The 25,793-nt window shown below is 35.2% G+C and carries 20 protein-coding genes and 1 pseudogene; 15 read left to right on the forward strand and 6 right to left on the reverse strand.

The window, feature by feature from the left end:
- Positions 1-241 precede the first annotated feature (241 nt).
- Positions 242-1,291, reverse strand: coding sequence for a linear amide C-N hydrolase (locus AC07U8_RS06425; RefSeq protein ID WP_270387619.1), 1,050 nt, complete (start codon positions 1,289-1,291; stop codon positions 242-244).
- Positions 1,292-1,303: 12 nt separating this feature from the next.
- On the reverse strand, positions 1,304-1,516 hold the full coding sequence (locus AC07U8_RS06430) for a hypothetical protein (protein WP_270387621.1): 213 nt from the start codon (positions 1,514-1,516) through the stop codon (positions 1,304-1,306).
- Positions 1,517-2,019: 503 nt separating this feature from the next.
- Between AC07U8_RS06430 and AC07U8_RS06435 the strand changes: the two genes are divergently transcribed.
- The 3 genes from AC07U8_RS06435 to AC07U8_RS06445 all read left to right on the forward strand — a co-directional run bounded on the left by AC07U8_RS06435 (position 2,020) and on the right by AC07U8_RS06445 (position 3,285).
- Positions 2,020-2,211 carry a hypothetical protein gene (locus AC07U8_RS06435; RefSeq protein ID WP_270387625.1) on the forward strand — a complete coding sequence of 64 codons (192 nt, stop codon included), beginning with the start codon at positions 2,020-2,022 and terminating at the stop codon, positions 2,209-2,211.
- A gap of 73 nt (positions 2,212-2,284) precedes the next feature.
- Entirely contained in the window at positions 2,285-2,509 is a 225-nt protein-coding gene (locus AC07U8_RS06440; protein ID WP_270387626.1) for a hypothetical protein, read from the forward strand.
- A 509-nt stretch (positions 2,510-3,018) separates the two neighbouring features.
- Positions 3,019-3,285, forward strand: a complete 267-nt coding sequence (locus AC07U8_RS06445) for a DUF2164 domain-containing protein (RefSeq protein WP_004820051.1) — start codon at positions 3,019-3,021, stop codon at positions 3,283-3,285.
- Between the two features lie 483 nt (positions 3,286-3,768).
- Here the strand turns inward: AC07U8_RS06445 and AC07U8_RS06450 are convergent, their stop codons facing one another.
- Positions 3,769-4,206: an SRPBCC domain-containing protein gene (locus AC07U8_RS06450; protein ID WP_270387628.1), complete on the reverse strand. Its 438-nt coding sequence runs from the start codon at positions 4,204-4,206 to the stop codon at positions 3,769-3,771.
- A 397-nt stretch (positions 4,207-4,603) separates the two neighbouring features.
- Between AC07U8_RS06450 and AC07U8_RS06455 the strand changes: the two genes are divergently transcribed.
- The 4 genes from AC07U8_RS06455 to AC07U8_RS06470 all read left to right on the forward strand — a co-directional run bounded on the left by AC07U8_RS06455 (position 4,604) and on the right by AC07U8_RS06470 (position 7,719).
- A complete protein-coding gene (locus AC07U8_RS06455) occupies positions 4,604-4,798 on the forward strand; it encodes a hypothetical protein (RefSeq protein WP_004721972.1) in 195 nt (64 codons plus the stop codon).
- A 591-nt stretch (positions 4,799-5,389) separates the two neighbouring features.
- Positions 5,390-5,746: a roadblock/LC7 domain-containing protein gene (locus AC07U8_RS06460; protein ID WP_034618275.1), complete on the forward strand. Its 357-nt coding sequence runs from the start codon at positions 5,390-5,392 to the stop codon at positions 5,744-5,746.
- Positions 5,747-5,992: 246 nt separating this feature from the next.
- Complete coding sequence (locus AC07U8_RS06465; protein WP_034618273.1) at positions 5,993-6,175, forward strand: CopG family transcriptional regulator; 183 nt, start codon at positions 5,993-5,995, stop codon at positions 6,173-6,175.
- 1,316 nt (positions 6,176-7,491) lie between these two features.
- Complete coding sequence (locus AC07U8_RS06470) at positions 7,492-7,719, forward strand: hypothetical protein (protein ID WP_004721965.1); 228 nt, start codon at positions 7,492-7,494, stop codon at positions 7,717-7,719.
- Between the two features lie 349 nt (positions 7,720-8,068).
- Here AC07U8_RS06470 and AC07U8_RS06475 read toward each other — a convergent pair whose 3' ends face one another.
- From AC07U8_RS06475 to AC07U8_RS06485, 3 genes are all read right to left on the reverse strand, one after another.
- Positions 8,069-8,359 carry a hypothetical protein gene (locus AC07U8_RS06475; RefSeq protein ID WP_034618346.1) on the reverse strand — a complete coding sequence of 97 codons (291 nt, stop codon included), beginning with the start codon at positions 8,357-8,359 and terminating at the stop codon, positions 8,069-8,071.
- Positions 8,360-8,712: 353 nt separating this feature from the next.
- Positions 8,713-9,408: a hypothetical protein gene (locus AC07U8_RS06480; protein ID WP_270387530.1), complete on the reverse strand. Its 696-nt coding sequence runs from the start codon at positions 9,406-9,408 to the stop codon at positions 8,713-8,715.
- A gap of 85 nt (positions 9,409-9,493) precedes the next feature.
- On the reverse strand, positions 9,494-10,195 hold the full coding sequence (locus AC07U8_RS06485; RefSeq protein WP_270387524.1) for an exonuclease domain-containing protein: 702 nt from the start codon (positions 10,193-10,195) through the stop codon (positions 9,494-9,496).
- A 563-nt stretch (positions 10,196-10,758) separates the two neighbouring features.
- On the opposite strand from AC07U8_RS06485, the gene AC07U8_RS06490 reads away from it, so the two are divergent.
- From AC07U8_RS06490 to glyA, 8 genes and pseudogenes are all read left to right on the forward strand, one after another.
- Positions 10,759-12,012 carry a serine aminopeptidase domain-containing protein gene (locus tag AC07U8_RS06490; RefSeq protein WP_034618349.1) on the forward strand — a complete coding sequence of 418 codons (1,254 nt, stop codon included), beginning with the start codon at positions 10,759-10,761 and terminating at the stop codon, positions 12,010-12,012.
- An 814-nt stretch (positions 12,013-12,826) separates the two neighbouring features.
- Positions 12,827-14,104 carry an alpha/beta hydrolase family protein gene (locus tag AC07U8_RS06495; protein ID WP_270402680.1) on the forward strand — a complete coding sequence of 426 codons (1,278 nt, stop codon included), beginning with the start codon at positions 12,827-12,829 and terminating at the stop codon, positions 14,102-14,104.
- An 805-nt stretch (positions 14,105-14,909) separates the two neighbouring features.
- Positions 14,910-16,172 (forward strand): alpha/beta hydrolase, encoded by a 1,263-nt coding sequence (locus AC07U8_RS06500; protein ID WP_494737539.1) that lies wholly within the window; start codon positions 14,910-14,912, stop codon positions 16,170-16,172.
- Between the two features lie 702 nt (positions 16,173-16,874).
- A complete protein-coding gene (locus AC07U8_RS06505; protein WP_494737540.1) occupies positions 16,875-18,137 on the forward strand; it encodes a serine aminopeptidase domain-containing protein in 1,263 nt (420 codons plus the stop codon).
- Between the two features lie 767 nt (positions 18,138-18,904).
- Positions 18,905-20,414 (forward strand): annotated as a pseudogene (locus AC07U8_RS06510) (alpha/beta hydrolase family protein).
- Between the two features lie 695 nt (positions 20,415-21,109).
- Positions 21,110-22,495 (forward strand): serine aminopeptidase domain-containing protein, encoded by a 1,386-nt coding sequence (locus AC07U8_RS06515; protein WP_270385488.1) that lies wholly within the window; start codon positions 21,110-21,112, stop codon positions 22,493-22,495.
- A 520-nt stretch (positions 22,496-23,015) separates the two neighbouring features.
- The gene (locus tag AC07U8_RS06520; protein ID WP_494737541.1) at positions 23,016-24,242 is read left to right on the forward strand and encodes an alpha/beta hydrolase; all 1,227 of its coding nucleotides are present in this window, start codon (positions 23,016-23,018) and stop codon (positions 24,240-24,242) included.
- 160 nt (positions 24,243-24,402) lie between these two features.
- Positions 24,403-25,656 (forward strand): serine hydroxymethyltransferase, encoded by a 1,254-nt coding sequence (glyA, locus tag AC07U8_RS06525; protein WP_004820090.1) that lies wholly within the window; start codon positions 24,403-24,405, stop codon positions 25,654-25,656.
- Positions 25,657-25,793: the final 137 nt, after the last annotated feature.

Consider the following 25,793-nt stretch of genomic DNA (forward strand, 5'->3'; position numbering starts at 1 on the left):
TGAATATTTTTAAAATATTATTTTATCGATTTGAGCAAGTTTTACTAAGGAATGACCAATTTTTCTTATTGGGTTTAGTCAGTGAAATAGGCATAAACGGTCCAGCTGAGCATAAATTTTTAAGCAAGCCTCCACTTCAGGAGGCTTGCTTTTGAGCAGACTTTCATTTGAAGCACATGAGTTTGACATGTGTATCTATACTTACACTTTATAAAAAAAATCAGTAAGCTATGGCTTAAAATCAATGTATTCCTAAAAACTGAAATGGCTTTGATGCTTTAAAATAAGCATTTGATTTCCCAGAATAGGTGATTGCTTGGTCTTTACCTAAGGTCAATTTTTTGGTTTGTCCATCTTTGAAATTAATCTCTTTTAAATCCACCCAAAATACATTGGGTGATACCGCAGATTCAAAAAAGTAAAGGCTTCTCTTATGGTCAACCACAGTACGCCAACGTGTAGAAGAAATATTTGGTTCTTCCGCTGTATTTAATCCAAAGGGTACAGAGACATTTCTGATTACACCAAAAACACTGGCGATAGAATGCTCAGGTGAAGCATTTTTAGGTATTGCATTGATATAAAATGATGCTCTTGCAAAGCGATCTGAGGCACGATTGGTTCCCGGTAGCATGACGGTTCCGCCGATTTGTTGCCAATAACTGTTCAGCGCCAATTGCTGATCAAAGATTGGGGAATTGGTCATCACCTGATATTTGCGGTTATGATGAATCACTTGCTTGCCGTCAATATACTCAATAATTGCACTATCACCAGATGCATCAGAAATAGAGAGGTGCAGGGTAGTAAGTCGTGTATCACCTGGAACAGTATCTGTAACAACAATAAAAGGCTGTTTTTCTAAAGCACGTGCAGCTTCATCTACAGTTGCATAGTTATCTAAAACATATTGTGCCCACAGTGAAATGCTCAGTGGTGGTTTGTTGTTCTTTTTAGGATCTGGATAATCAGATTCGACTAACCAGAGTAAGTTAGCCACTAATCCTTTTTCATTTACCCCATCTGTTGTGGATACGCCATAACCTGTTGCCACAACGCTCCCATATTTGGATGCCCACTGAATAGAATTTGGACCAGCTAAGCCTGTACGTTTGACATTACTGGGTAAAATCCATAAATCTGTCCCTACGTCTTGTTTCCAGTCCATAGAGCGTGCAGTAATGACCTCATTATTGTCACCTAGATACACTACACGTGTACATGCAGTGCTGACTTCTGCTGCGACGAGAACGCCCGCAGCAAGTAATATTTTTTTCAAAGCATTATTCATCATCATTCCCTCTCAAAAAATTGGTAAATTAATGCCCAGAACAGGGCCTTGTTGTGAAATATTCCAATGAAAGTTATTGGATTTATAATTTTTTTCAAAAGCAAAGGCAGGTAAATTAATATTTAACTTTGTCGTAACATCAAAAGAATTGCTGAAGCATTTTGCAAAAGCAAGCTGATTCAAAATAATACCAATCGTTATATATAAATATTTATTAAAGTTCATAAAATTTCACATTTTTTGCTATGTGTCTAATTATTATGCTAGCACTGATTTTTATATTTTAGATAGAAATATTTTAAAAAAATGTTGCTGATAAAACGCCTGTTATTTAATATTTTCTACATTTATTTATTAATTTTATTAAATATTCGCAATATCTATGCTATTCTGTAAAGTTATTTTTAATAAAATATGTGTAGACCATATCAATATGAGTCTAATAATTATTGATATATAGAAATTTTAATATGTTGTAAATGTTAATTTTAATGAGTAAGTAGTAAGGTGGAATAATTTTTTAGATTTAAACTATTTTTTATATGAGGTTGATAAAATATTTATATATATTTTAAATTATAGAATTTAAATAAAATAAATAACTGATATAAACCAATGCTGTTGTTGTTATAAATATATCTTGATACGTGTTAATACTATCTATTCATTTAATAAAGGCGCATCTTGAATGAGTCATTAATATGAATGACAAAAAAAGAGATATCACTATGTCAAATTTTAACAAGCAAGCAAGTAGCACTCAGAATAACCAACCTGATGCTAATCAAGGCAATCAATCACAAGCACCGCAGCAGCAACAAGCAAATAAAGATCAGCATAAACAACCTGATAGCAATCAAAGCAATCCATCTCAAGCACAGCCAAAGAAAGTTGAAGAAACCCAAGAGCAAAAAAAATAGCGTCTAGGTTTTTATTGAGTTAAGGGTAAATTGAAAGAAGGAAACTTTTTCAATTTACTTAGGAGTTTAAATAATGATTAAAAATGTAACTGTGCATAAAATGTATGAAGAATTTCAGCAGTTTCCAGTCATACAATATGTAGGAGAATATGATGATTCATTTAATTTAATCAAACTATTTAATCCATTTAATCAGGAATTAAGTAGAGTGTTTGGAACATATCAATGGGTTTTAATTGGTACTGATGAGGTGTTTTTTGTAGAGGAAGATTCGGACTTTCAAGAAAGAACCATCTAAAGAAAATAAATTACACAAAATTTTAATCATTTTTGATAAAATAATATATTCAATTTCTTTTATAAATAAAAAATCATGTTGAGTGAGTAAATGGTTATTAAAATGCCTTCTTCCTTTGGAAGAAGGGTAGGATATGGGGCTTTTACATTGATTTATGATTTTAAAATGGCTTATAAAAGAAGCCTGTTTGTAAACTTTAAATTTATTAAATTGGTGTTTTAAAAATTATAATTTTATATTAAGAAATTTATTCAAGGTATTTTTTTGATCTATTGTTACTGTGCTGAGAATATCATGGTTTTTGATTTATTGGCTACTATCAAAACCTAAAAAGTATGTTTATCTTCAAATTATTTATTTGTAGCTATTTGAGTGATTTTTATACTTGGTTCTGCGAGTGTTCAAGTCGATAGAAAAATTAAAATGTACGACATGATAAGTCGCTCTAAGATTGAAAAAGCACTGAATAAGTATTGTAATGGGCTCTCGTTATTTTCAGAATAAAGACTATGGCTAAAAAGCAAATCATTACATTTGATGAGTTTACTCGTGAACAGTTAATTTTTTCATTGAAAAAATATGCCTTAAAGGAACTAGACTTGGATCTAGGCAACTTTCCAGCGCAGTTTTTATTTGATTTTATTGTAGACGAGTTTGGGCATCATTTTTACAATCAAGCGCTCAATGATACCCATGAATGGTTGGCAGAAAGATTTGCTCACTTAAATGAGGATTTATTTATCTTGTCTAAAGAAAAAGTAAACAAAGCAAAATAAACAGCATCTTAGAAATCGTATCCAGCATGATTTCAGTACTTGATGTTATAAGGTTAGCAGTAAGCTTACACTGATTTATGATCATTCATGCTGAGACGCTTTTAGAAAGCCCTACCTAAGTATTTTAGGATAGCGCTTACTTCGGTTCTTTCGATAGAGGATTTAATGAACCGATATCTGAAAAAAAGCTGATTGCTTATAGTGATCTCATCATCCAATTGAAATCCGAGTGAATAGAACTCTGTTCACTTTTCCGTGTTGGCGATAATAAAATTGTGATCGAGTCAAAGCCCATCTCGTTAAAGGTCTGGTTTATAATTTTATTAAAAATTTGTTTATCCATTCCTCAATATCGAGGCTAACATTAAAGCTAAGTCGGCATCTCCATGTTCATCCTGTAATCCTCCCTAGATTGCTGGATCGCAAGTATAGCGAGCAAGTGATGTTGCTTTTAGTTCTAGCCGATGTGCTCGGTGAAGGCTTCTATTGACTCTCTAATTTTACTTTAAGCGCATGATTCATTCGTTCAAAACCGGGTTTGGTTTTGGTCTGTAAGTTCTTAAGAAATGGTTTGACTAAAATGCCACTAAACGCTTCACTATGGATCAATTTGGTTTGATTATTGGATATTTGTTCTAATCTAAATTTATGTTCTCCATCAAATATTCCCTTCACCAATAATTTTCCGCGCCAGCTAAATTGTTTATTTTCTTGATTTTCAAGCACAAGCGCTTTAAAAGACATTTTACTTGTCGCATCATTTTGTATGGTGACATTGATCTTGCCACCTTGATGGGTTTCTCCTGAAACATTGATGATAAATGGATTCCAATTTTTATAATCTTCAAAATTTGTGAGGGTTTTCCAAACAATATCAATGGGTGCATTGATCAAAATTTCTGTGGTTATTTCAAATTTCATATTCGCTCTTTTGACTTGCTTGTATTTTATCCAATATACACTTATTTCAATTTTTGAATATCGCTAAAATTAACCTTACTTTGTTAAGAAGTTGGTTATATTAAATCATTGAATAAAATGATAATTATTGGTTTTTTTGCATTGTTCTAAGCTGCGTCTTGATATGATTCATTTTTTATACTTAAAAAGCAATCAGCATAAAGGATAAATTCAATATTTTAATCAATAAAAAATAGCTTCATTTAAAACTATAAATTGTTGAGCATCTTATATGATTCTGCTCATAAAAGAGTTTTAATTTATTGTGATATGTTTCACTTAATTTTTTGTTAGTTTGAATCGTGACTGGTTTTTGTGTAAACTAGACAGGTGATTTAGTGGTTTTATAGAGGTAATTATGATGATTTTTTATGATGGAGAGCATATTTTCCCAGAGCGTGCCAATGAATTTAAAAACTTTTTAAAGAAATACTTGATGGAACATCAAGCTGAATATTTATTAGAACAAAAAACATTTGTATACGATAGTGACTGTGACGAGTTTTTAGAGTCAGATATTCAGGAGTTTTATAAAATTTGGTTGATGGCTTAATACATAACATCCTACTAAGTGAGTTCTAAAAAACTAGCTTAGTCAGAAAAGTATAGAGCTTGTTCTTCTAGGTTGGTTTTTACAATGACATAGCGCACATCGTCTATATTTTAAGCATTTTATTTACTTATATGGAAATAATGTTGATCGCAGGGCATGTTAAATATATAAATGAAAAGAAATATAATAAATACCTTAATAAATATTATATATATTTAAAACAGTAAAGATTTAAAAAATTTCCTTGTTAATTGCTCAGTAAATTAAGGTTTTAGAATAAATATTTGTATTTTAATTATTTTATTGCATGTTTTTAATTTTGCATATTTTAATTTATCGAAAAATAATGCGTTTATTTACATTTATATTCATACTTTTTTATACAGAATTAAAATTTAATCAGTGCTTTTTATGCCAGATAAAAAATTTTAATTGTGGATTAATACTGATCTAATCCTTTGTTTAAATTAAAAAAAGTTACAAATTATTATCATAAAATAATATTATATTATAATTTCATGATACTTTTTAAACATGAGGGTGCTTTAAAAGCGACTCATATTATCTCCACTTAATAAAAGGCATATATAAATGGCTAAAATTGACTTAACACCTTTAACAGAAATTGACGGGTTCACGGCAACAGCACTTGTTGATAGCACAAGTGGGTTATCATTGGCTTCATATGGAACGGGAATTGATTTGGAACTTGCTGCTGCTGGAAATACGGAGGTTTTAAAAGCAAAAATGAAAACAGCAGAAGCTTTAAATTTACGCGATACGATTGATGATATTTTAATTACCCTAGGAAAACAGTATCACTTATTAAGACCTCTAGATAAGAACAGTAATTTATTTTTATATTTAGTCTTAGATCGCCAAAAATCTAATTTGGCAATGGCACGGCATGAACTCAGAATTTTTGAAAAAGAATTAGATTTCTCTTAAGTATCAATGTTTGGCTATTGCATCGCGTTGTTGTAATAGCCTTTCAGGTACTTTTTCGCTTTAAAATTAAAATATTCAATAACATTCACAATAATTTATAGCTGATTTATTGCTAAAATCAGAAAATAAGTAATTTAAATTCAATGGTATATATTAAGAAGTGTGTGTTTTTAAATAAAAACTATCATTGAAAAAAATTTAAATGTTATTACAATTTTATTTCTAATAAATTTAAGGGAATAAGCTATGGAAAACAAAACGGCAAGATTAACAATTTTAATTGATCCAAATAAAAAACAAGCTTTTGAGGACTTATGTAATCGTCAGGATTTAAAGCCATCTCAGGTTGTTCGTCAATTGATTCGTGAATATTTAGATAAGCATGATGTTGAATATTCAACTCAATTACCCATAAAAAAAAGCAAATAGAGTACAGCTTTCTCTGTTTATAAATATTTTATCGAGCCGTAAGGTTTGTTTGATCTTTCTAATTATTTTTAGCGCATAAAAATAATGCATTAAAACGAAAATGATCATTGCGTGCGCCATATTTTTTTGATGATTAAAATTTTTAAGCAATCATATAGAATAAAATGAGTCACGCCCAAAAGTGGCATAAGCTGTTGAAAAATTTTAGCTGACAGACCTGTATATTTATTTTGCTTTAAAAGATCAGCGCATGTTAACTCCCTTATTTGTTATCAAATTATTTTTAAAAATAAAAATAAAAATAAAAATAAAAATAAAAAATAGGAAAGTTTAAGCTAGGATTAGCTTCATCATGTTCTATAAATTTATCCACCTATGGTCAAGCAAATCATCCATTATAAAGGTTTAATCTTTTTTGCCATGCTTATTGCATTTGGTCTTGGTATTTTGCTCAGTAAAGCAGAGCTCCCTCTATCACAAAAAGGACTTATTGAGACGGAATGTTTCGGTATACATATTCCTGAAAATTTAAAGTACACGCAGTCTAGACAATATTGTAGGTGTTTTAAAAGCCATTTGAATTACAGCAGTAAAAGTAAAATCGAGAAAATGTGTTTAGATAAATAGAGGGAGAAGGGGGGCTATCAATACCAATATGATTCACTCAGCATGATCACTTTTTGATTTATGAAAAAGAGATTTAATGATGTCGATGATATATAAATTTTAATGATGATCTAATGCTATAGGTGATCTCGTGTGGCAGATTTATAGGTTATTTTTATAAAATAATTTTTACTGGTTCGTTTTTATTTAATGTTATTTAGATTTTTTAAGGTTGATCAATATTAAATTATAGTCAATCAAACTTATCTATTATCTACCAATTAAAAAAATATTCAATTTCAAAATTGCTGTGATATCGTTCAATAATGTTACTGCATCTTGCAGATCAAAGCGCATCTGACTATATTAAAACTACAGTAGGTCGCTAAGACGCTACGAAGTAGTTGGACAGATCAATGACGGCTTGTTGAATTTGTGACTCCAGTTCAAATAAAAAATAAGCACTAGCTTTCCAACATAAAAAGCTCGCAGAAATGCGGGCTTTTCTTTTTCTGATTTTTGAAACGTCATGAAATAATTGAATCAAGCTATATTTACACAAAGCATTCAAAGTAACTCTATATTTTATAAATAAAAAACATAGTAATGTAGCTAATTTTTAACATTGCCATAAAATCTAACAACTTTAAGCTAATTTTTAGTTTGGCGCATGCTATAAGAAAACAGTATATAAAAAAGAGGACAGAAAAATGACTGAAATGATTACAGTAAGGGTCAAGGATCAATATAGTAATGAGCTGAATGCGATGGCTTGGTTAAATAAACTGCAAGAGCATGAGGACACAGATAATTTATCATTGTTCCAAAAAATTGATCATATCGTTGTGGATGGTGAGAAGATCTTACCAAGTATTGAGTTGCTTTTTGAAAGCAAAGAAAGTGACAGTATTTATCGTGTGATTGAACAAGTCAGCTAATTTTTATCATCAATTAAAAAACGTGTTGGGTTAAAAAGCCCAACACGTTTTATTTTTAATCAGTTTAAAATGATATAAATATTAGGGTCTGTTGACAATTCGTCTACGTTTGCGACTACGTGTGTTTTTTAGGTGATACTAGGCGCGAAATACGAAATTTAGTCATTCTAAATGAGTAGTTCGTAACGACGTAGCGGCAAAAAACACGCTAGTCCCGAAGGGTTGTGGCTAAAATTATCTCAGCCTTCGTTATGAAACTCGAAAATAGTCTCGCTATTCTCTTCGTTTCATGCCTTGCCTGCTCAATTTTAGCCTACAACGCAAGCCATTTATGAAATGTCAACAGACCCTAAGCAGTTTTAAAATGATCGAGTGTAACGGCAACAAGATGATATAAGGCCAAACGGTTTTTGTTTGCATGCTCAATTGCATTTTTTTCAATTTTAAACTTATCTTGAAGTGTCCCTCGAGAATAGCTTTCAACCAAAATATGTTGAGATGAAATAGGATCGCTTTTGATACGTAAATCTTTTTGATATTTAATATTGGATACAGCATTTAAACATTGTTCAAACGTTGGATAAAAATTTGAAAGTTCTAAAGCTGTTTGGTTGGTCGATTTTGTAAGGTATTGAGTCATAATTGTCTAATTGTTTTAAATCATTGGCGTGCCCATAATTCTACAGAATGCGTGTAAAACAGACAATGTGATTTTGTAAAGAGATATGAATGTCTGGGAATACGCTTAAGTCGGCTTAAAAATTAATCGGTATTACTCCCATTTAAAATTGCAAAGTCGGGATAATACTGTCCTAATAAATCATCTCAATATACATAAAACTTTGATTTATTGGCGATAGCTTATTTGGCTTTAAGATTTTGATATTCGGAAATAAATCAAAAATACCCTTAAATAAAAAGACTTAGAATGACTTTAAAGCACTTCATTTGTCATTCTAAGTGGGTAAATTGAAATAAATATTTAGGATCGATTTAAGATGATTGTAAATGTTGGAGTGAATAATTAATTTGTTGCATGGTTTGATTTAATTCTTGAGGAGAAATTCGACTTTCTTGAAGTGCGGTAATCCACTGCATTTGGCAAAATTTGATATCTCGAATTGATTTTGCCTGCTGTATTTGCATGACCAATTGTTTGGTCATCAAGCCGCAATGCGTCTGTAGCAGGGTAGACATTTTGTGTTTGATGTCATCAAAATTTATATAATTCAGTTCAGGCGTCGTTTCGGCATGCGCTACCTGTGTAGATGTGACAGTGTTAACGCTTTGCTGGATGGGGTTTGGATCTGCTGATTTTGTATTTTGACTGAGCTGGGTATCGTTAATAATTGTTGGATTTTCAACAGCTTTAGGCGACGGTTTAAAGCCTATTTCAGTTGTCAGATTTGAAGGGGTGCGCTGATTTGATTGTTCAATCTTGGACGATTCTGATGTTATTTTTGACTTAACTTGAGGCGCACCATTCACTTGATTCTGAAAAATTAGACCAAGCTCTTCTAATTGTTGAATAAGTTCTGGTGTTGCAAGCCGTTGCTTTAGTGCACTATTCAAAATTTTAAAATCATCTGTGCCGATTAGAAGCAGTAATTGTCTTTGGCGAGCAGTGAGTTGAATTGAGCGGTGTTTTAAAGTCTGAATTCCCAAGTCAGTTTTAAAATAGTGATCCATGAGTCAAATTATTCCCCAATAAATTGACCCTAGAGTAAAGAATGAAAATTACACTAATATGACTTTATTGTTACAAATCATCAGCTTAAAGTGTGACGATGTTTGCATTCTCTAAAGCTTTGCGTAAATAAGGGTCAAGTTCATCTTGACGAAGCAACCATTGCACATAGTCTTTGGGTAATTCTGCAATCGCTGTCCCACGATGCTTACCAAAGTTAATACTGCGTGGGATACGTGCATCTTCTGAGGCTTCATATAATTCTTCAATGCTTTGGATTTTGAGTTGATAAACAATATGCATGAGAATATTTGCCGTTAAAATAATATCGGCATCTGCACGATGTGCACCTTTTAACATTTCACGTGCTTTCTCACTGCCTTTACTGATCATATAAATCAGTGCTGATATATTGTGTGCTTCAGCATCAGGCCAAACAAGACGAGCAAGCGCCAGCGTACAAATGGCTTTGATATGAGCAGTATCTACGCCACATCGTTGTATAGCCTGAATATCGTAATCAATATTATGCCCAATGATATACTGGGTATGCTGAGGAAGTTCAAAGCTGGAAAAATTAGGTTGTCCGACAAGATCAGACTCTAGGATATGGTGAACGGCCATTGAGCCAAAAGAAATTTTTTCATTGCCAATACTATAAAGTTGATCGAACATTTGTTCCCGATCTAAGCTTAATTTCCCTTCTTGAATTTGAATCGGTGCATAAGCAATTTCAATGGGTAATCCATTGAGTGTATGAGTTTCAGTATCTAGAATGATTGCTTGCATACCTTTGTTCCTCAACAAATAGATAAGAAAGAGCGCCTTCATAAACTAGCTTTTTTAGACGCTAAATACAAATGAAACCCATCTAAAATCCAGATAAGTGCTGGCTTTTGCTTAAATCACACGCAAAATCATTTTTTTAGTGTGATTTATCTTTAAAATACTTAAAACCATTACTTAAAAATTAATTGAAATTTGAATAATAAGATTGATCATTGATAAGAATCAATTCATTGTTAAAACTGTGAAAAATATATTAAAACCTGAATATTATGAAATTAATTTATGCTGATTGCTCTATAAAAACCACATTAAATTCAGTTGATTAATAAATAAAAAATTGGATTGATGAGATAATTTAATATGTTTTAAAGATTAAATCTCATTTGATAAATTTATATTTATGACTTAATTGTAATAAAGCCTAGCTTAAATATTGCCAGGTATTATGAAGTAATAACAACATAAACATTAAACTAAGATGAGTGATCTATTGGATCAGCGCTGGCAAACGATGGGTTGACCCTGCTGACGTGATAGAAAAAAAGATAAAAGGGAAGAATTATATGAAATTAAAATTACTTTCAGTGTTATTGACTGGATCTACGCTATTTCTAACTGCATGTGGTGGTGATGACGATAAAAGTGATCATTCATCGGCAGGTTCAGATGTAGATGTGAACAATATTCAAAATCCAGTGGTCAATACACCAGTACCCTATAATATTAAAAATGATGTTCTTCCACCCAATGCAGATGAAAGTGTGGTGATGACTTATAAAATGAAAGGCATCACAGGACAAGAAACTCAGGCAACCGCATTGGTCTTTACCCCTAAAACTGCACCGCCTGCTGGAGGTTGGCCAATTGTGGCTTGGGCACATGGAACGACTGGTGTTGCTGACAAGTGTGCACCGAGTAAAAATAAATTATTTGTACCTCTAGTCGATGTGCATACTCAAAAAATGGTCGATGACTTTGTTAAAGCAGGTTATGTGGTGGTTGCGCCAGATTATGAGGGTATGGGTGAACCGAGCGAGAAGGAGATCCATCCGTTTTTAAACTTAAAAAGTGAAGCTTATTCAATTACCGATGCGGTGGTGGCAACCAAAAGTTGGTTAGGCAATAAAGCGTCCAACAAATGGGCGGTTGCTGGGATCTCGCAAGGCGGCCATGCGGCATTAGGTGCAGCGCAGTATGCAGCCCGTGCCAATATGGACTATAAGGGTGCAGTTGCAATGGCACCAGCAAATAATCTGGAATTGATCGAAAACCTGTCAGAAATGGCTTTAGCAGATGCGGATGGGTTAATTCAGATCGGCGGTTATGCTGCACTGGATACTTTAACAGCTTATATGGCAGCGGGGATAAAGGCAGTCAATCCAAGCGAGGCTGTATATAGCATTATATTTAAAACACCCACTGATAAAATTGCTGAAAAAGCAGAAAGAGAATGTATTGCAGCAATGGGAACAGCTTTTATATTGCCAATGACTGCTTATAATATTAAGAACGGAAATCTTAAAGGTTATCCGCGTAAAAAAGAAGGCTATAAGAATGATCCAATCGTAAGACAGTTTCTGACTAAAGATTCACAACCGTTACAAACGCTCGTTAAAACCCCAATTATTATTTATCAGGGTGGTAAAGATACTGTTGTATTACCACAAGCAACGGATGCTTTGGTGGCTCAGGCACGTGCTATAACCACCAAAATTGATTATAGAACCAATTCGAGTTGGGATCATACGGGTTCATTTACCGCCAATGTTGATAATGGACAACTGCTAGAGGATATTAAAAGCTTGCTTGCCAATTAATTTTTGTGTGTTTCAGTTCGAATAATAGGCTGCTTTTATAAGGTTTTTTAAACGCATAGACCAACAATAAATCCCCCTCATCCTAATCTTCTCCCGTAAAGGGAGAAGGTACCTTTAATACCAATATGATTTATTTAACAAGATCATTTTTTGATTTTTAAATCCTCTACTTTGCAAAGTGAATACTGCTTATTTTTTTAAAGAAAGGCGTTTTCTATGGTTAATCTAAATTGAGTCTGGTAAAAGTGGCATTTTTCTGGTTTGGACTTTAAGGAAGGAGAGTGCTTTGTTACCGAAATATCAAATCAAATTAGGTTATGGTTCTGAATTTAATTGTATTTGGTCAAAATTTTTTATGTATTTTCCTTGATAAGTCTAAAGGTTAATGCTCTTAAATTGGTTGAAATTTAAACATGTTTTGTAACTATTGTTAAGATTTTTTTAAATTAAAACAATCAAAAGTATCTATTCTTACCGCCATAATTCACAATATTTAAATAAAATGTGAATTGTAAATAAATTATTTATAAATAAAAAAGTGAGTATAAGGCTATATGAATACGACAGTATTTTCGTGAATTTATACGCAATTACTTAATTTTTTTAAATATTTTAAAATACTCAAAGGTCAAATGTAACTTGCTAAATTTTATTTTATGGCTAAATTATAATAAAGCTGAGCTTAAATATTGTGCAGTTGTGACGTAATTTAAAAAGTCATCAAGCAAAAGATCAGTGATCTAAGGGGATCTAGTTAACAAATGATTTGTTAGCAATAAAGTAATAGAAAAAATGATAAACAAGGATGAATCATATGAAATTAAATTTACTCACCGTAATGTTGCTTGGATCTGGTCTATTTCTTACTGCCTGTGGTGGTAGTGATAACAAGGGGGATAATTCATCCACAAGTACAAATGTAAATGCAGATGTCAACAACATTCAAAATCCAGTGGTCAATACACCAGTGCCATATGAGTATACAGATGACTATCCATCGAATGCAGCAGAAAGTGTGGTGATGACCTATAAAATGCAAGGTATCAAAGGGCAGGAAACTCAAGCAACCGCATTGGTCTTTACCCCTAAAACAGAACCACCCGCTGAAGGTTGGCCAATTGTGGCTTGGGGACATGGTAGTGTGGGGGTGGGAGACGAATGTGCGCCAAGTAGAAATCCATTAATTATAGATGGGGGCTTTATTAAAGATCTACACACTCAGAAAATGATCGATAGTTTTGTTCAAGCAGGTTATGTGGTGGTTGCCCCCGATTATGAAGGTCTGGGTGAGCCGAGTGGGGAAGAGATCCATCCGTTTTTGCATTTAAAAAGCGCAGCCTATTCGATTACAGATGCTGTAGTCGCAACCAAAAACTGGTTAGGCAATAAAGTATCGAATAAGTGGGTGGTTGTTGGTGCCTCGCAAGGTGGTCATGCAGCATTAGGCGCGGCACAGTATGCAGCCCGTGCCAATATGGACTATAAAGGTGCAGTTGCATTGGCACCGGCAAATAATCTGGAAATGATTGAAAGCTTATCAGATCTGGCGGTGGCAAATAATAAGGATGTACAAGCTCAAATAAATAGCTATATGGTACTGGATACTTTAACAGCCTATATGGCAGCAGGGATGAAAAGTGCTTATCCGACTGAGCCTGTCTACAGTATTGTATTTAAATCACCGACGGATAAAATTGCTGAAAAAGCAGAAGGGAAAAATCAATGCCTTATATCGATGGCTTTTAATTTTAGGACACCAATGAGAACTTATGCTAGGAATAATGAAGGAAGTCTAGTTGGCTACCCTCGTAAAAATGAGGGGTATACCCAGCATCCGATTGTAAGGCAATTTCTGGATAAAGACTTACCACCACTACAGACGCTTATTAAAACCCCAATTATTATTTATCAAGGTGACAAAGACCTGATTGTATTACCTCGTGCAACTGATGCTTTGGTGGCACAGGCACGTGCTTTAACCACCAAAATTGATTATAGAAAAGGTCCTGATTGGGATCACCTTACTGTATTCAGTGCCAATGTTGAAAATGGACAGTTGTTAGAAGATGTTAAAACCCTGTTAGCTAAATAATTTTTACGTGGGTTTTGGTTCTAATAATAGACTTCTTTTATCAGTACTTTTTTAAACGATTGATCAACAATAAATCCCCTTATTTTGGTCTTCTCCCGTAAAGGGAGAAGGCACTTTCAATACCAATATGATTCATTTAACAGGATCATTTTTTGATTTTTAAATTCTCGCCTTTGCAAAGTGAATACTGCTTATCTTTTTAAAGCAAGGCGTTTTCTATGGTTAATCTGAATTGAGTCTGGTTAAAGTGGCACTTTTCTGGTTTAGGCTTTGAGGGAGTGGCTTTAATGCAGAAATATCAAATTGAGATAGGTTTAACTTTAATTGTATTTAGTCGCAGTTTCTATATGTTTATCTCAGATAAATCTAAAGATTAGTTGTCTTAAATTGGTTGAAATTTAAACATGTTTTGTGAATATTGTTAAGTTTTTTTTAAATTAAAACAATCAAAAGTATGTTTTCTTAACGTTATAATTTGCAAAATTTAGATAATGTGTGAAATAAAATACACTTGTATATAAATGTAAAAGTAAGTGTAGTGTTGTAAAAATATAGCATTATTCTAGTGAATGTGGTGCTAGTTACCTAATTTTTTTAAATATTTCAGAATGCTTGAAGATCAAATTTCACTTGCCATATTTTTATTTATGGCTAAATTATAGTAAAGCTGAGCTTAAATATTGTGCAGTTGTGACGTAATTTAAAAAGTCATCAAGCAAAAGATCAGCGATCTAAGGGGATCGTGCTAACACATGATTTGTTAGCAATAAAGTAATAGAAAAAATGATAAACAAGGATGAATGATATGAAATTAAATTTACTCACCATAATGTTGCTTGGATCTGGTCTATTTCTCACTGCCTGTGGTGGTAGTGATAACAAGGGGGGCAATTCATCTACAAGTACAAATGTCAATGCAGATGTCAACAACATTCAAAATCCAGTGGTAAGTACACCAGTAGCATATAAGTTTACACAAGACTACCCACCAAATGCAGCAGAAAGTGTGGTGATGACTTATAAAATGCAAGGTATCAAAGGGCAAGAAACTCAAGCAACTGCATTGGTCTTTACCCCTAAAACAGAACCACCCGCTGGAGGTTGGCCGATTGTGGCTTGGGCACATGGTACGGTGGGAGTAGGAGACGATTGTGCGCCAAGTAGAAACCGATTAATCGTGGAGGGTCTCCTCCCGGATGTACATACTCAGAAAATGATTGATAGTTTTGTTCAAGCAGGCTATGTGGTGGTTGCACCCGATTATGAAGGGCTGGGTGAGCCGAGTGGGAGAGAGCTACATCCCTTTTTAAATTTAAAAAGTGAAGCCTATTCGATTACCGATGCGGTGGTAGCAACCAAAAGCTGGTTAGGCAATAAGGCATCGAATAAATGGGCAGTTGTTGGTGCCTCGCAAGGTGGTCATGCAGCATTAGGTGCAGCGCAGTATGCAGCCCGTGCCAATATGGACTATAAAGGTGTTGTCGCTTTTGCTCCCGCAAATAATCTGGAAATGATTGAAAGCTTATCAGATATGGCTGTGGCACAGAGGGGGCTGTTTAATCAAATTTTAAGTTATTCTGTACTAGATACTTTAACTGCCTACATGGCGGCAGGGATGAAAAGTGTTTATCCGACTGAGCCTGTCTATAGTATCGTATTTAAATCACCGACGGACAAAGTTGCTGAGAAAGCGGAATCAGAATGTATTCTGGACATGGCTAATAGTATGTCGAACTCAATGTTTACATATTTGGGTCAAAACGAGAATTTAGAGAATTATCCACGAAAAAACAAAGGTTATACCCAGCATCCGATTGTCAGGCAATTTCTGGATAAAGACCTACCACCACTGCAAACTGTGGTTAAAACCCCAATTATTATTTATCAGGGTGATAAAGACCTGATTGTATTACCACGGGCAACAGATGCTTTGGTGGCGCAGGCACGTGCTTTAACCACCAAAATTGATTATAGAAAAGGTCCTGATTGGGATCACCTCACTGTATTCAAGGATAATGTTGAAAACGGGCAATTGCTAGTGGATATTAAGACCTTGCTTGCTAATTAATTTTTGTGTGGGTTTTGCTTCTAACAATAGACTTCTTTTATCAGTCCTTTTTAAAACGATTGATCAACAATAAATCCCCTCATCCTAACCTTCTCCCTGAAAGGGAGAAGGTACTTTCAATAGCGATATGATTCATTTAACAGGATCATTTTTTTATTTTTAAATTGATTGAAAATTAAATAATAAAAATAAATTCGGATTTAGCTCAGAACTATAGATAGGTAAATAGGCTAACCTGACTTGATATTTACTTGCGAGCGCATCTACTTTATATACCAGCCTAATTTTTTTAAAGCATACAAGATATTTGGATAAGAGATAGCATAGCTAAAATTCTGCTCAAATGTGGCTCAAGGTCTTTCGCTTGAATAAAGGGCGTCGTTTCTACAAAGCATTTTAAATGCTTGCACGTCTTTAATTTTATAAGGTCGATCTGCTTTTCAGAATACGGTCGCTTGGTATTTTTTTTGAGATTTTCAAGTTGAATTCAATCATTTCGGGTCGTTCTTACGATGTTAAAGATGGCACAAGTTTTAGACTTATTCTGGCCTTTTTTATAGTCTAGCAAGCTTTTTACTCTTAGTTATATATTATTAAAATTTTTGAATAAATTAGTTCTTTTGGACGATTTAAGTTTATTCAATTTTGTTATCAAATATTCATTCAAAATACTAAAAAATATTATATGCAAGGATGAAATAAATGAAATTAAACTTACTCTCAATCATGTTGATTGGATCAGGTCTATTGCTGAGTGCCTGTAATGGTAGTGATGATAAGAGCGATAATCCATCTACAAGTTCAAATGTAAATACAGATATAAACAAGATTCAAAACCCAGTGGTGAACACACCATTACCCTATAAGTTTACAGAAGATTATCCGCCAAATGCCGCAGAGAGTGTGGTGATGACCTATAAAATGCAAGGTATCAAAGGGCAAGAAACTCAAGCAACCGCATTGGTATTTACCCCAAAAACTGTACCACCCGCTGAAGGTTGGCCGATTGTAGCTTGGGCACATGGCGCTGTAGGTGTTGCCGACAATTGTGCACCCAGTAGAAATCGATTAATCGTGGGAGGGTTTCTTCCAGATGTACATACTCAGAAAATGATCGATAGTTTTGTTCAATCAGGCTATGTGGTGGTCGCACCCGATTATGAAGGTTTAGGTGAACCAAGTGGTCAAGAAATACATCCATTTTTGCATGTAAAAAGTGAAGCCTATTCGATTACCGATGCTGTAGTGGCAACCAAAAGCTGGTTAGGTAATAAAACATCGAACAAATGGGCTGTTGTTGGGGCCTCACAAGGTGGTCATGCAGCATTAGGTGCGGCACAGTATGCAGCACGTGCCAATATGGACTATAAGGGGGCAGTTGCAATGGCGCCTGCAAATAATCTGGAAATGATTGAAAGCTTGTCAGATATGGCTTTGGCAGATAGGGCTGTGTCTGGCCAAATTTCAGGCTATGCGGCACTTGATACATTATTGGCTTTTATGGCAGCAGGTATGAAAAGCATTTATCCAACTGAACCCGTATACAGTACGGTATTTAAGTCACCAACAGATAAAGTTGCTGAAAAAGCAGAATCAGAATGTCTGATAGACATGGTTAATAACTTTACCACGCCGATGGTTAATTACTTTTTACCGAAGGGGAATTTAACGGATTATCCACGTAAAAATCAGGGGTATACCCAGCATCCGATTGTAAGGCAGTTTTTAGATAAAGATTCGCAACCGCTACAAACTGTGGTTAAAACCCCGATTATTATTTATCAGGGCGGCAAAGACCTGATCGTATTACCACGGGCAACAGATGCTTTGGTAGCACAGGCGCGCGCTTTGACCACCAAAATTGATTATAGAAAAGGTCCTGATTGGGATCACGTCACTGTATTCAAGGATAATGTTGAAAATGGGCAATTGCTAGTAGATATTAAAACGCTGCTTGCCAATTAATTGTGAGTGTGTTTTGCTTCTAACAATAGACTTCTTTTATCAGTTCTTTTTAAAAGCATAGATCAACAATAAATCCTCTCATCCTAACCTTCTCCCTGAAAGGGAGAAGGCACTTTCAATACCGATATGATTTATTTAACAGGATCATTTTTTATTTTAAATTGATTGAAAATTAAATAATAAAAATAAATTTGGATTTAGCTCAGAACTATTGATAGGTAAATAGGCCAACCTGACTTAATATTTCCTAGCGATCGCTTTTACTTTATGTAACCAGCCTAATTTTTTAAAGCATACAAGATATTTGGATAAGAGGCGGAATAGCCAAAATTCTGCTCAAAAAGTGACACAAGATCTTTAGCTTGAATAAAGAGCGTCGTTTCTACAAAGTATTTTAAATGCTTGCACGTCTTTAAATTTATAAGCTCGATCTGCTTTTTCATAATACGGTCGCTTGGTATTTTCTTTGAGATTTTTAAGTTGAATTCAATCAATTCGGGTGTTTCTTGCGATGTTAAAGAAGGCACATGTTTTAGATTTATTCTGGCCTTTTTATAGGGTCTGTTGGCAGAGATTATTAGAATATTGTATAGGTACGAAAAGTTTCTGTGCATTTTTACTGTGTAGCAAAACTATTACTCTTAGCTATATATTATTATTAAAATTTTTGAATAAATTAGTTCTTTTGGACGATTTAAGTTCATTCAATTTTGTTATCAAATATTCATTCAAAATACTAAAAATTATTATATGCAAGGATGAATCAAATGAAATTAAATTTACTCTCAATCATGTTGGTTGGATCTGGTCTATTACTAAGTGCTTGTAATGGCAATGGAAACAGTAATAATTCATCCACAGGTTCAAATGATGGAAAACCCAATGTAGAAAAGCCTGGTGAAGTCATCTCACCTGATAAAGGTAAGCCAGGTGAAGTCATCCCACCTGATGAAGGTAAGCCTGGTGAAGTCATCCCACCTGATAAAGGTAAGCCTGGTGAAGTCATCCCACCTGATAAAGGTAAGCCTGGTGAAGTCATCCCGCCTGATGAAGGCAAGCCCGGTGAAGTAATTCCACCAGATAAAGGCAAGCCTGGTGATGAAAAACCTGTTGAAGAAAAGCCAAATGTAGATGTCAACAACATTGAAAATCCAGTGGTGGGTACACCTGTAGAATATATGACCACAACAGAAAATCCACAAAATGTAGCCGAGAGTGTGGTGATGACTTATAAAATGAAAGGCATCAAAGGAACAGAAACACAGGCAACCGCATTGGTGTTTACCCCTAAAACTGCACCGCCAGTTGGTGGCTGGCCAATCGTGGCTTGGGGACATGGTACAACGGGTGTTATCGACCAATGTGCACCAAGTAAAAGTAAAGCGATGTTAAGTTTGGATACAGGTGCTTTTAATATGATCAATAACTTTGCTCAAGAAGGCTATGTTGTGGTTGCACCCGATTATGAAGGTTTGGGTGAGCCGGGTGGTCAGGAAATGCATCCGTATTTGCATTTAAAGAGTGCAGCCTATTCAATTACCGATGCGGTGGTGGCAACTAAAAGCTGGTTAGGCAATAAAGTATCCAATAAATGGGTTGTTGCTGGAGCCTCGCAAGGGGGGCATGCCGCATTGGGTGCAGCAGAATATGCGGCGCGTGCCAATATGGACTATAAGGGTGCTATTGCTTTGGCGCCAGCAAATAATTTAGAAATGATTGAAAACCTAACAGAAACGGATTTGGCGAGTAAGACTAGAGTCGAGCAAATGGTCGGCTATCCAGTGCTAGATGCTATAACCATCCTTGATGGCAGCGGGGATGAAAAGTCTTTATCCAAACGAGCCTGTTTATACTAGCTTATTCAACACACCGTATGATACCCCCGCTGCACGAGCAGAAGAACGTTGTCTTCCTGGGTTAGTGTTGGCTTTTACTGACCGGACAAATAGGACTGAAAGGCCATTAGGAAGTCCTATCGTCAACTTTTCACGGCGTAAAAAAGCGGAGTATAAAAATAATCCGATAGTGAGGCAATTTCTAGATAAGGATTCACAACCACTGCAAACGCTAGTGAAAACGCCGATTATTATTTATCAAGGGGGAGCGGATAAAATCGTATACCCACAGGCAACCGATGCCTTGGTGGAAAAGGCACGTGCTTTAAACACCAAAATTGATTATCGAACTGATCCAGTTTGGAATCACATTAATGTACATGCGACTAATGTTCAAAATGGAAACTTGTTAAAAGATATAAAAGCCTTACTTGCTGATTAATTTTTGGAGTGTGTTTTAGTTCTAACAATAGGTTTGTTTCTTCGGTTCTTTTAAAACCATAGATCAATAAAAAATCCCCCTATTATGAAAAATAGGGAGATTTTTTATATTGCTTTGCAGTATGTTGAAATTTTAGAAAACAATATTTCAGCATCTTTGTTTTGATTGAGTCATTGATTATTTCTATCGAAATTAGCATTGGTTTTTAATTTAGCTATTATCTGGACTGTTTTTTAGTATATTATGATTGCAAAGTTTAAATATTAATCATCTTGAATTAATTGAAACTTAAATCATGAGATGGTTGTTGATAAGAATTTATTTAAAATAAAAAATCAAACATATATTTGTATCACCTCCCTAATTCACAATATTTGTAGAATATATGCGATATATAACACTTTGGGTCAATAATAAATAAATATGAGATTTTATAAATACAACAATATTTCAGTGAATTTAATAGCAATATATTGATTTTTAAAATAATTTAAAGTTTTTGAATATTAAATTTCACTTGCCAAATATAATTTCTCGCATAATTATAATGAAGCACAGTTTAAAAGTTGCACAATGTGAGGTAAGCAAAAAAAACATTCATTATGTCTGCGGCTGGCGCTTCATTAATTAGAGTTGGCAAATTAAATTTGTTGGCACTGAAGTCATAAAAATTATTATATGCAAGGATGAATCAAATGAAATTAAATTTACTCTCAATCATGTTGGTTGGATCTGGTCTATTACTAAGTGCCTGTGGTGGCAATGGAAACAGTAATAATTCATCCACTGGTTCAAATGATGAAAAACCTATTGTAGAAAAGCCAGGTGAAGTCATCCCACCTGGTGAAGAAAAGCCTGGTGAAGAAAAACCTGGTGAAGAAAAACCGGGTGAAGAAAAACCACCTGAAGAAAAGCCAAATGTAGATGTCAACAACATTGAAAATCCAGTGGTGGGTACACCAAGCGCATATCAGAGTGCAGCAGAAAATCCACCAAATGCAGCAGACAGTGTGGTGATGACTTATAAAATGAAAGGCATCAAAGGAACAGAAACTCAGGCAACCGCATTGGTCTTTACCCCTAAAACTGCACCGCCAGCTGGCGGCTGGCCAATCGTGGCTTGGGGACATGGTACAACAGGTGTTATTGACCAATGTGCACCGAGTCGAATGAAATTAATCACCACTACCATTCTAGGCGAAGATCGATCTACTCATGATATGATCGATAGCTTTGTTAAAGAAGGTTATGTGGTAGTTGCTCCCGATTATGAAGGTTTGGGTGAGCCAGGTGGTCAGGAAATGCATCCGTTTTTGCATTTAAAGAGTGCAGCCTATTCAATTACCGATGCGGTGGTGGCAACTAAAAGCTGGTTAGGCAATAAAGTATCCAATAAATGGGTTGTTGCTGGAGCCTCGCAAGGGGGGCATGCCGCATTGGGTGCAGCAGAATATGCGGCGCGTGCCAATATGGACTATAAGGGTGCTATTGCTTTGGCGCCAGCAAATAATTTAGAAATGATTGAAGACATAACAGAAAAGGATTTGGCGGGCAAGACTAGAAATCAGCAAATGCTCGGATATCCAGTGCTAGATGCCTTAACTTCCTTTATGGCTGCGGGGATGAAAAGTCTTTATCCAAACGAGCCTGTTTATACTAACTTATTCAACACACCGTATGATACCCCAGCTGCACGGGCAGAAGAACGTTGTCTTGCAGGGGTAGTGTTGGCTTTTACTGACCGGACAAATAGGACTGAAAGGCCATTAGGAGCTCCTATAGTCAACTTTATACGGCGTAAAAAAGCGGAATATAAAGATAATCCGATTGTAAGGCAATTTTTAGATAAGGATTCACAACCACTACAAACGCAAGTAAAAACCCCGATTATTATTTATCAAGGGGGGGCGGATACGATCGTATACCAACAGGCAACTGATGCTTTGGTGGCACAAGCCCGTGCTTTAAACACCAAAATTGATTACCGAACTGATCCGACTTGGAGGCACGTCACTATACATGCGACCCATGTTCAAAATGGAAACTTGTTAAAAGATATAAAAGCCTTACTTGCTGATTAATCTTTTGAGTATTGAGTACTTATTGTAACAATAAAAAATGCCCTTATTACTGGTTGATAAGGGCATTTTTGTGACCTATGTTTAAATCTCATAAAAAAGATTGTTAGAAAAATGATTATTTGATCTTGCTATTTATACTTCGCATGATTGTTCAATGTTTTCTGTAGAGGTGAACGGTTAGCGTTGCGATAAGACATAAGTTAGAAATAAAATGAGAGTCAAAATAAGCTGTAGCTTGGGAAAAGATTTTATTAATTATTATGTTGTTGATTTTAAATATGAAAAACTTTAATTTTTTGAAAAAATTAAATTCTGATATTGGCATCAAAGGCTAAAAAATTGCTGTTGCTTTGCTTTCTATTTTAAAAGAAGACGTACATTTTAATCTATTGAATAATGTTTAAAAAATAATAAGAAAAAAACTTGTATAACAGATTTTTTTGACGTATTTATGAAAGAATTATACGTGCTCAGCCGTATATATAACTTTAAAAAAATTGTGCTTTAAGGAATAAGTCACATGAAAAAAAATGCATTATCAATTTTAATTCTAAGTTCAGGTTTGGTTTTATCCGGGTGTAATAACGGTGGTAGTGGGGGAAATTCGTATGAATCACCTTCAAATACGGATCTAAACACTATCGCAAACCCTGTTGTTGGCACACCTACAGCATATACCAAGACAGATTTTTCTGCTGTGGCGGCAGATAGTGTAGTGATGACCTATAAAATGAAAGGGGTGAAGGGAACTGAAGTACAAGCAACCTCATTGGTATTTACCCCTAAAACTGCACCACCAGCTTCAGGTTGGCCTATCGTGGTTTGGGCACATGGTACAACTGGTGTCGCTGATATATGTGCACCAAGCCGTAACGCAATGAATGTTTATATTAAAGGAATGATTTCTAAATTCCTTGCAGAAGGCTATGTGGTTGTTGCACCCGATTATGAAGGTTTAGGCGAACCGAGTGGAACTGAACTCCATCCATTCTTAAATGTAAAAAGTGAAGGTTACTCGATTACAGATGCGGTGGTTGCAACACGTAACTGGTTAGGCAATAAAGTATCGAAAAAATGGGTCACTGTTGGGCATTCTCAAGGCGGTCAAGCAGCTTTAGGTGCTGCACAATATGCTGATCGTGCCAATTTAGATTATAAAGGTACAGTTGCAGTCGCGCCTGCTTCACAATTGAGTTTAATTTTAAATGCGGGGCAATTATCAGTTGCAGATGCACCACCAGCACAACAAATTCCAGTCTATGCATCATTGGATACATTTACAGCGTTGATTGCAGCGGGTTTACGTAATTCAAACCCAACTTTAGACTATAGCCAAGTATTCAAAGTGCCAACCGATGCAATCGCAAAAAATGCTGAATCCGTTTGTTATGATACACTTGGTCAACAGTTTGGCGTGGCAATGGGGCAATATGCGGCTGTGAATGGCTCATTGAAAAATTATCCAAGAACAACCGATACCTTTATGTCTTTGCCAGCCGTTAAAACTTTCCTAGAGAAAGACTCACAACCGTTGCAAGTGCTCGTCAAAACACCAGTGATTATTTATCAGGGGGGCGCAGATACTACTGTACCGAAAGTGGCAACAGATACTTTATACGGTACGGCGAAAGCACTGACGACGCAGGTGAATTACATTACCAATCCTACATGGGATCATAGTACGGCTTATGCCTTGAATATCGACAATATTGTGGCTGATGTAAAAGGAATGTTTGCAGCGCAATAACGATTTTAAATTGTAGATTTGAGCAAATGGCTTATGTTTTCAACATGAGCCATTTTTATTTAAAACGGAGCAAACTTCATTCTGTTTAATTACAAACTTCATGCTACAATACGCGCAATCTTAGCACGGCTTAAAAGCCCTAATTCATAGGACCTCGCTAATGTTCGCCAATATCTCTATTTCTGAATTTGATCCAGAAATTGCTCAAGCAATCACTCAAGAAGATGCCCGTCAAGAAGCTCATATTGAGTTAATCGCATCTGAAAACTATTGCTCACCAGCTGTTATGGAAGCACAAGGGTCAAAACTCACTAACAAATATGCGGAAGGTTACCCTGGCAAGCGCTATTATGGCGGTTGTGAATATGTTGATGTGATCGAACAATTGGCGATCGATCGTGCTAAAGCATTATTTGGTGCTGACTATGCAAATGTTCAGCCACATGCAGGTTCTCAAGCAAACTCAGCAGTTTATCTTGCTTTACTTAACCCAGGTGATACTGTTTTAGGCATGAGCTTGGCACATGGTGGTCATTTGACTCATGGTGCTAAAGTCAACTTCTCTGGTAAATCATATAATGCTGTTCAATATGGTTTAAACGTAGAAACTGGTGAAATTGATTACGAAGAAGTTGAGCGTTTAGCTGTAGAGCATAAACCACGTATGATCGTTGCGGGTTTCTCTGCATATAGCCAAATTGTAGATTGGCAACGTTTCCGTGAAATTGCGGATAAAGTTGGCGCTTACTTATTTGTAGATATGGCTCACGTTGCTGGTTTAGTTGCTGCTGGTGTATACCCAAGTCCAGTGCAAATTGCTGATGTAACAACCACAACTACGCATAAAACTTTGCGTGGTCCACGTTCTGGTTTAATCCTTGCAAAAGCAAACGAAGAAATTGAGAAAAAACTTCAGTCTGCTGTATTCCCGGGTAACCAAGGCGGTCCATTGGTTCATGCGATCGCAGCAAAAGCAATTTGCTTTAAAGAAGCAATGATGCCTGAATACAAAGAATATCAAAAACAAGTGGTTGTAAATGCTAAAGCGATGGCTGAAGTATTGATTTCACGTGGTTATGATGTTGTATCTGGTGGTACAGAAAACCATTTATTCTTGTTGTCTTTAATTAAGCAAGATGTGACAGGTAAAGATGCTGATGCTTGGTTAGGCGCTGCTCATATTACGGTCAACAAAAATGCGGTACCAAATGATCCACGTTCTCCGTTTGTCACTTCTGGTATCCGTATCGGTACGCCAGCAGTAACAACACGTGGTTTTGGTGAAGCTGAAGTTCGCGACTTGGCAGGTTGGATTGCGGATATCCTCGATGCAAAAGGTGATGAAGCTGTTATCAATGCGGTTAAAGCGAAAGTTGAAACAGTCTGTGCAAAATTCCCCGTTTATGCTAAATAAGCATTAACTTGAGAAGGCCTCCTCTCAAGGGGGCTTTTTTTATGGTTGTTCAATAAGTTTAAAAGCTTAAACATTGCAGAAAATATCTGTTATAAAAGAAGTAGATTATTGGAGTTTATTGATACTTCGTTTCACGT

This window comes from Acinetobacter sp. GW821-FHT01E09, from assembly GCF_059422385.1.

Bases quoted from the DNA above. Each gene is read 5' to 3' on its own strand.
- AC07U8_RS06425 (WP_270387619.1), bottom strand. From the start codon at position 1,291: ATGAATAATGCTTTGAAAAAAATATTACTTGCTGCGGGCGTTCTCGTC.
- AC07U8_RS06430 (WP_270387621.1), bottom strand. From the start codon at position 1,516: ATGAACTTTAATAAATATTTATATATAACGATTGGTATTATTTTGAAT.
- AC07U8_RS06435 (WP_270387625.1), top strand. From the start codon at position 2,020: ATGTCAAATTTTAACAAGCAAGCAAGTAGCACTCAGAATAACCAACCT.
- AC07U8_RS06440 (WP_270387626.1), top strand. From the start codon at position 2,285: ATGATTAAAAATGTAACTGTGCATAAAATGTATGAAGAATTTCAGCAG.
- AC07U8_RS06445 (WP_004820051.1), top strand. From the start codon at position 3,019: ATGGCTAAAAAGCAAATCATTACATTTGATGAGTTTACTCGTGAACAG.
- AC07U8_RS06450 (WP_270387628.1), bottom strand. From the start codon at position 4,206: ATGAAATTTGAAATAACCACAGAAATTTTGATCAATGCACCCATTGAT.
- AC07U8_RS06455 (WP_004721972.1), top strand. From the start codon at position 4,604: ATGATGATTTTTTATGATGGAGAGCATATTTTCCCAGAGCGTGCCAAT.
- AC07U8_RS06460 (WP_034618275.1), top strand. From the start codon at position 5,390: ATGGCTAAAATTGACTTAACACCTTTAACAGAAATTGACGGGTTCACG.
- AC07U8_RS06465 (WP_034618273.1), top strand. From the start codon at position 5,993: ATGGAAAACAAAACGGCAAGATTAACAATTTTAATTGATCCAAATAAA.
- AC07U8_RS06470 (WP_004721965.1), top strand. From the start codon at position 7,492: ATGACTGAAATGATTACAGTAAGGGTCAAGGATCAATATAGTAATGAG.
- AC07U8_RS06475 (WP_034618346.1), bottom strand. From the start codon at position 8,359: ATGACTCAATACCTTACAAAATCGACCAACCAAACAGCTTTAGAACTT.
- AC07U8_RS06480 (WP_270387530.1), bottom strand. From the start codon at position 9,408: ATGGATCACTATTTTAAAACTGACTTGGGAATTCAGACTTTAAAACAC.
- AC07U8_RS06485 (WP_270387524.1), bottom strand. From the start codon at position 10,195: ATGCAAGCAATCATTCTAGATACTGAAACTCATACACTCAATGGATTA.
- AC07U8_RS06490 (WP_034618349.1), top strand. From the start codon at position 10,759: ATGAAATTAAAATTACTTTCAGTGTTATTGACTGGATCTACGCTATTT.
- AC07U8_RS06495 (WP_270402680.1), top strand. From the start codon at position 12,827: ATGAAATTAAATTTACTCACCGTAATGTTGCTTGGATCTGGTCTATTT.
- AC07U8_RS06500 (WP_494737539.1), top strand. From the start codon at position 14,910: ATGAAATTAAATTTACTCACCATAATGTTGCTTGGATCTGGTCTATTT.
- AC07U8_RS06505 (WP_494737540.1), top strand. From the start codon at position 16,875: ATGAAATTAAACTTACTCTCAATCATGTTGATTGGATCAGGTCTATTG.
- AC07U8_RS06515 (WP_270385488.1), top strand. From the start codon at position 21,110: ATGAAATTAAATTTACTCTCAATCATGTTGGTTGGATCTGGTCTATTA.
- AC07U8_RS06520 (WP_494737541.1), top strand. From the start codon at position 23,016: ATGAAAAAAAATGCATTATCAATTTTAATTCTAAGTTCAGGTTTGGTT.
- glyA (WP_004820090.1), top strand. From the start codon at position 24,403: ATGTTCGCCAATATCTCTATTTCTGAATTTGATCCAGAAATTGCTCAA.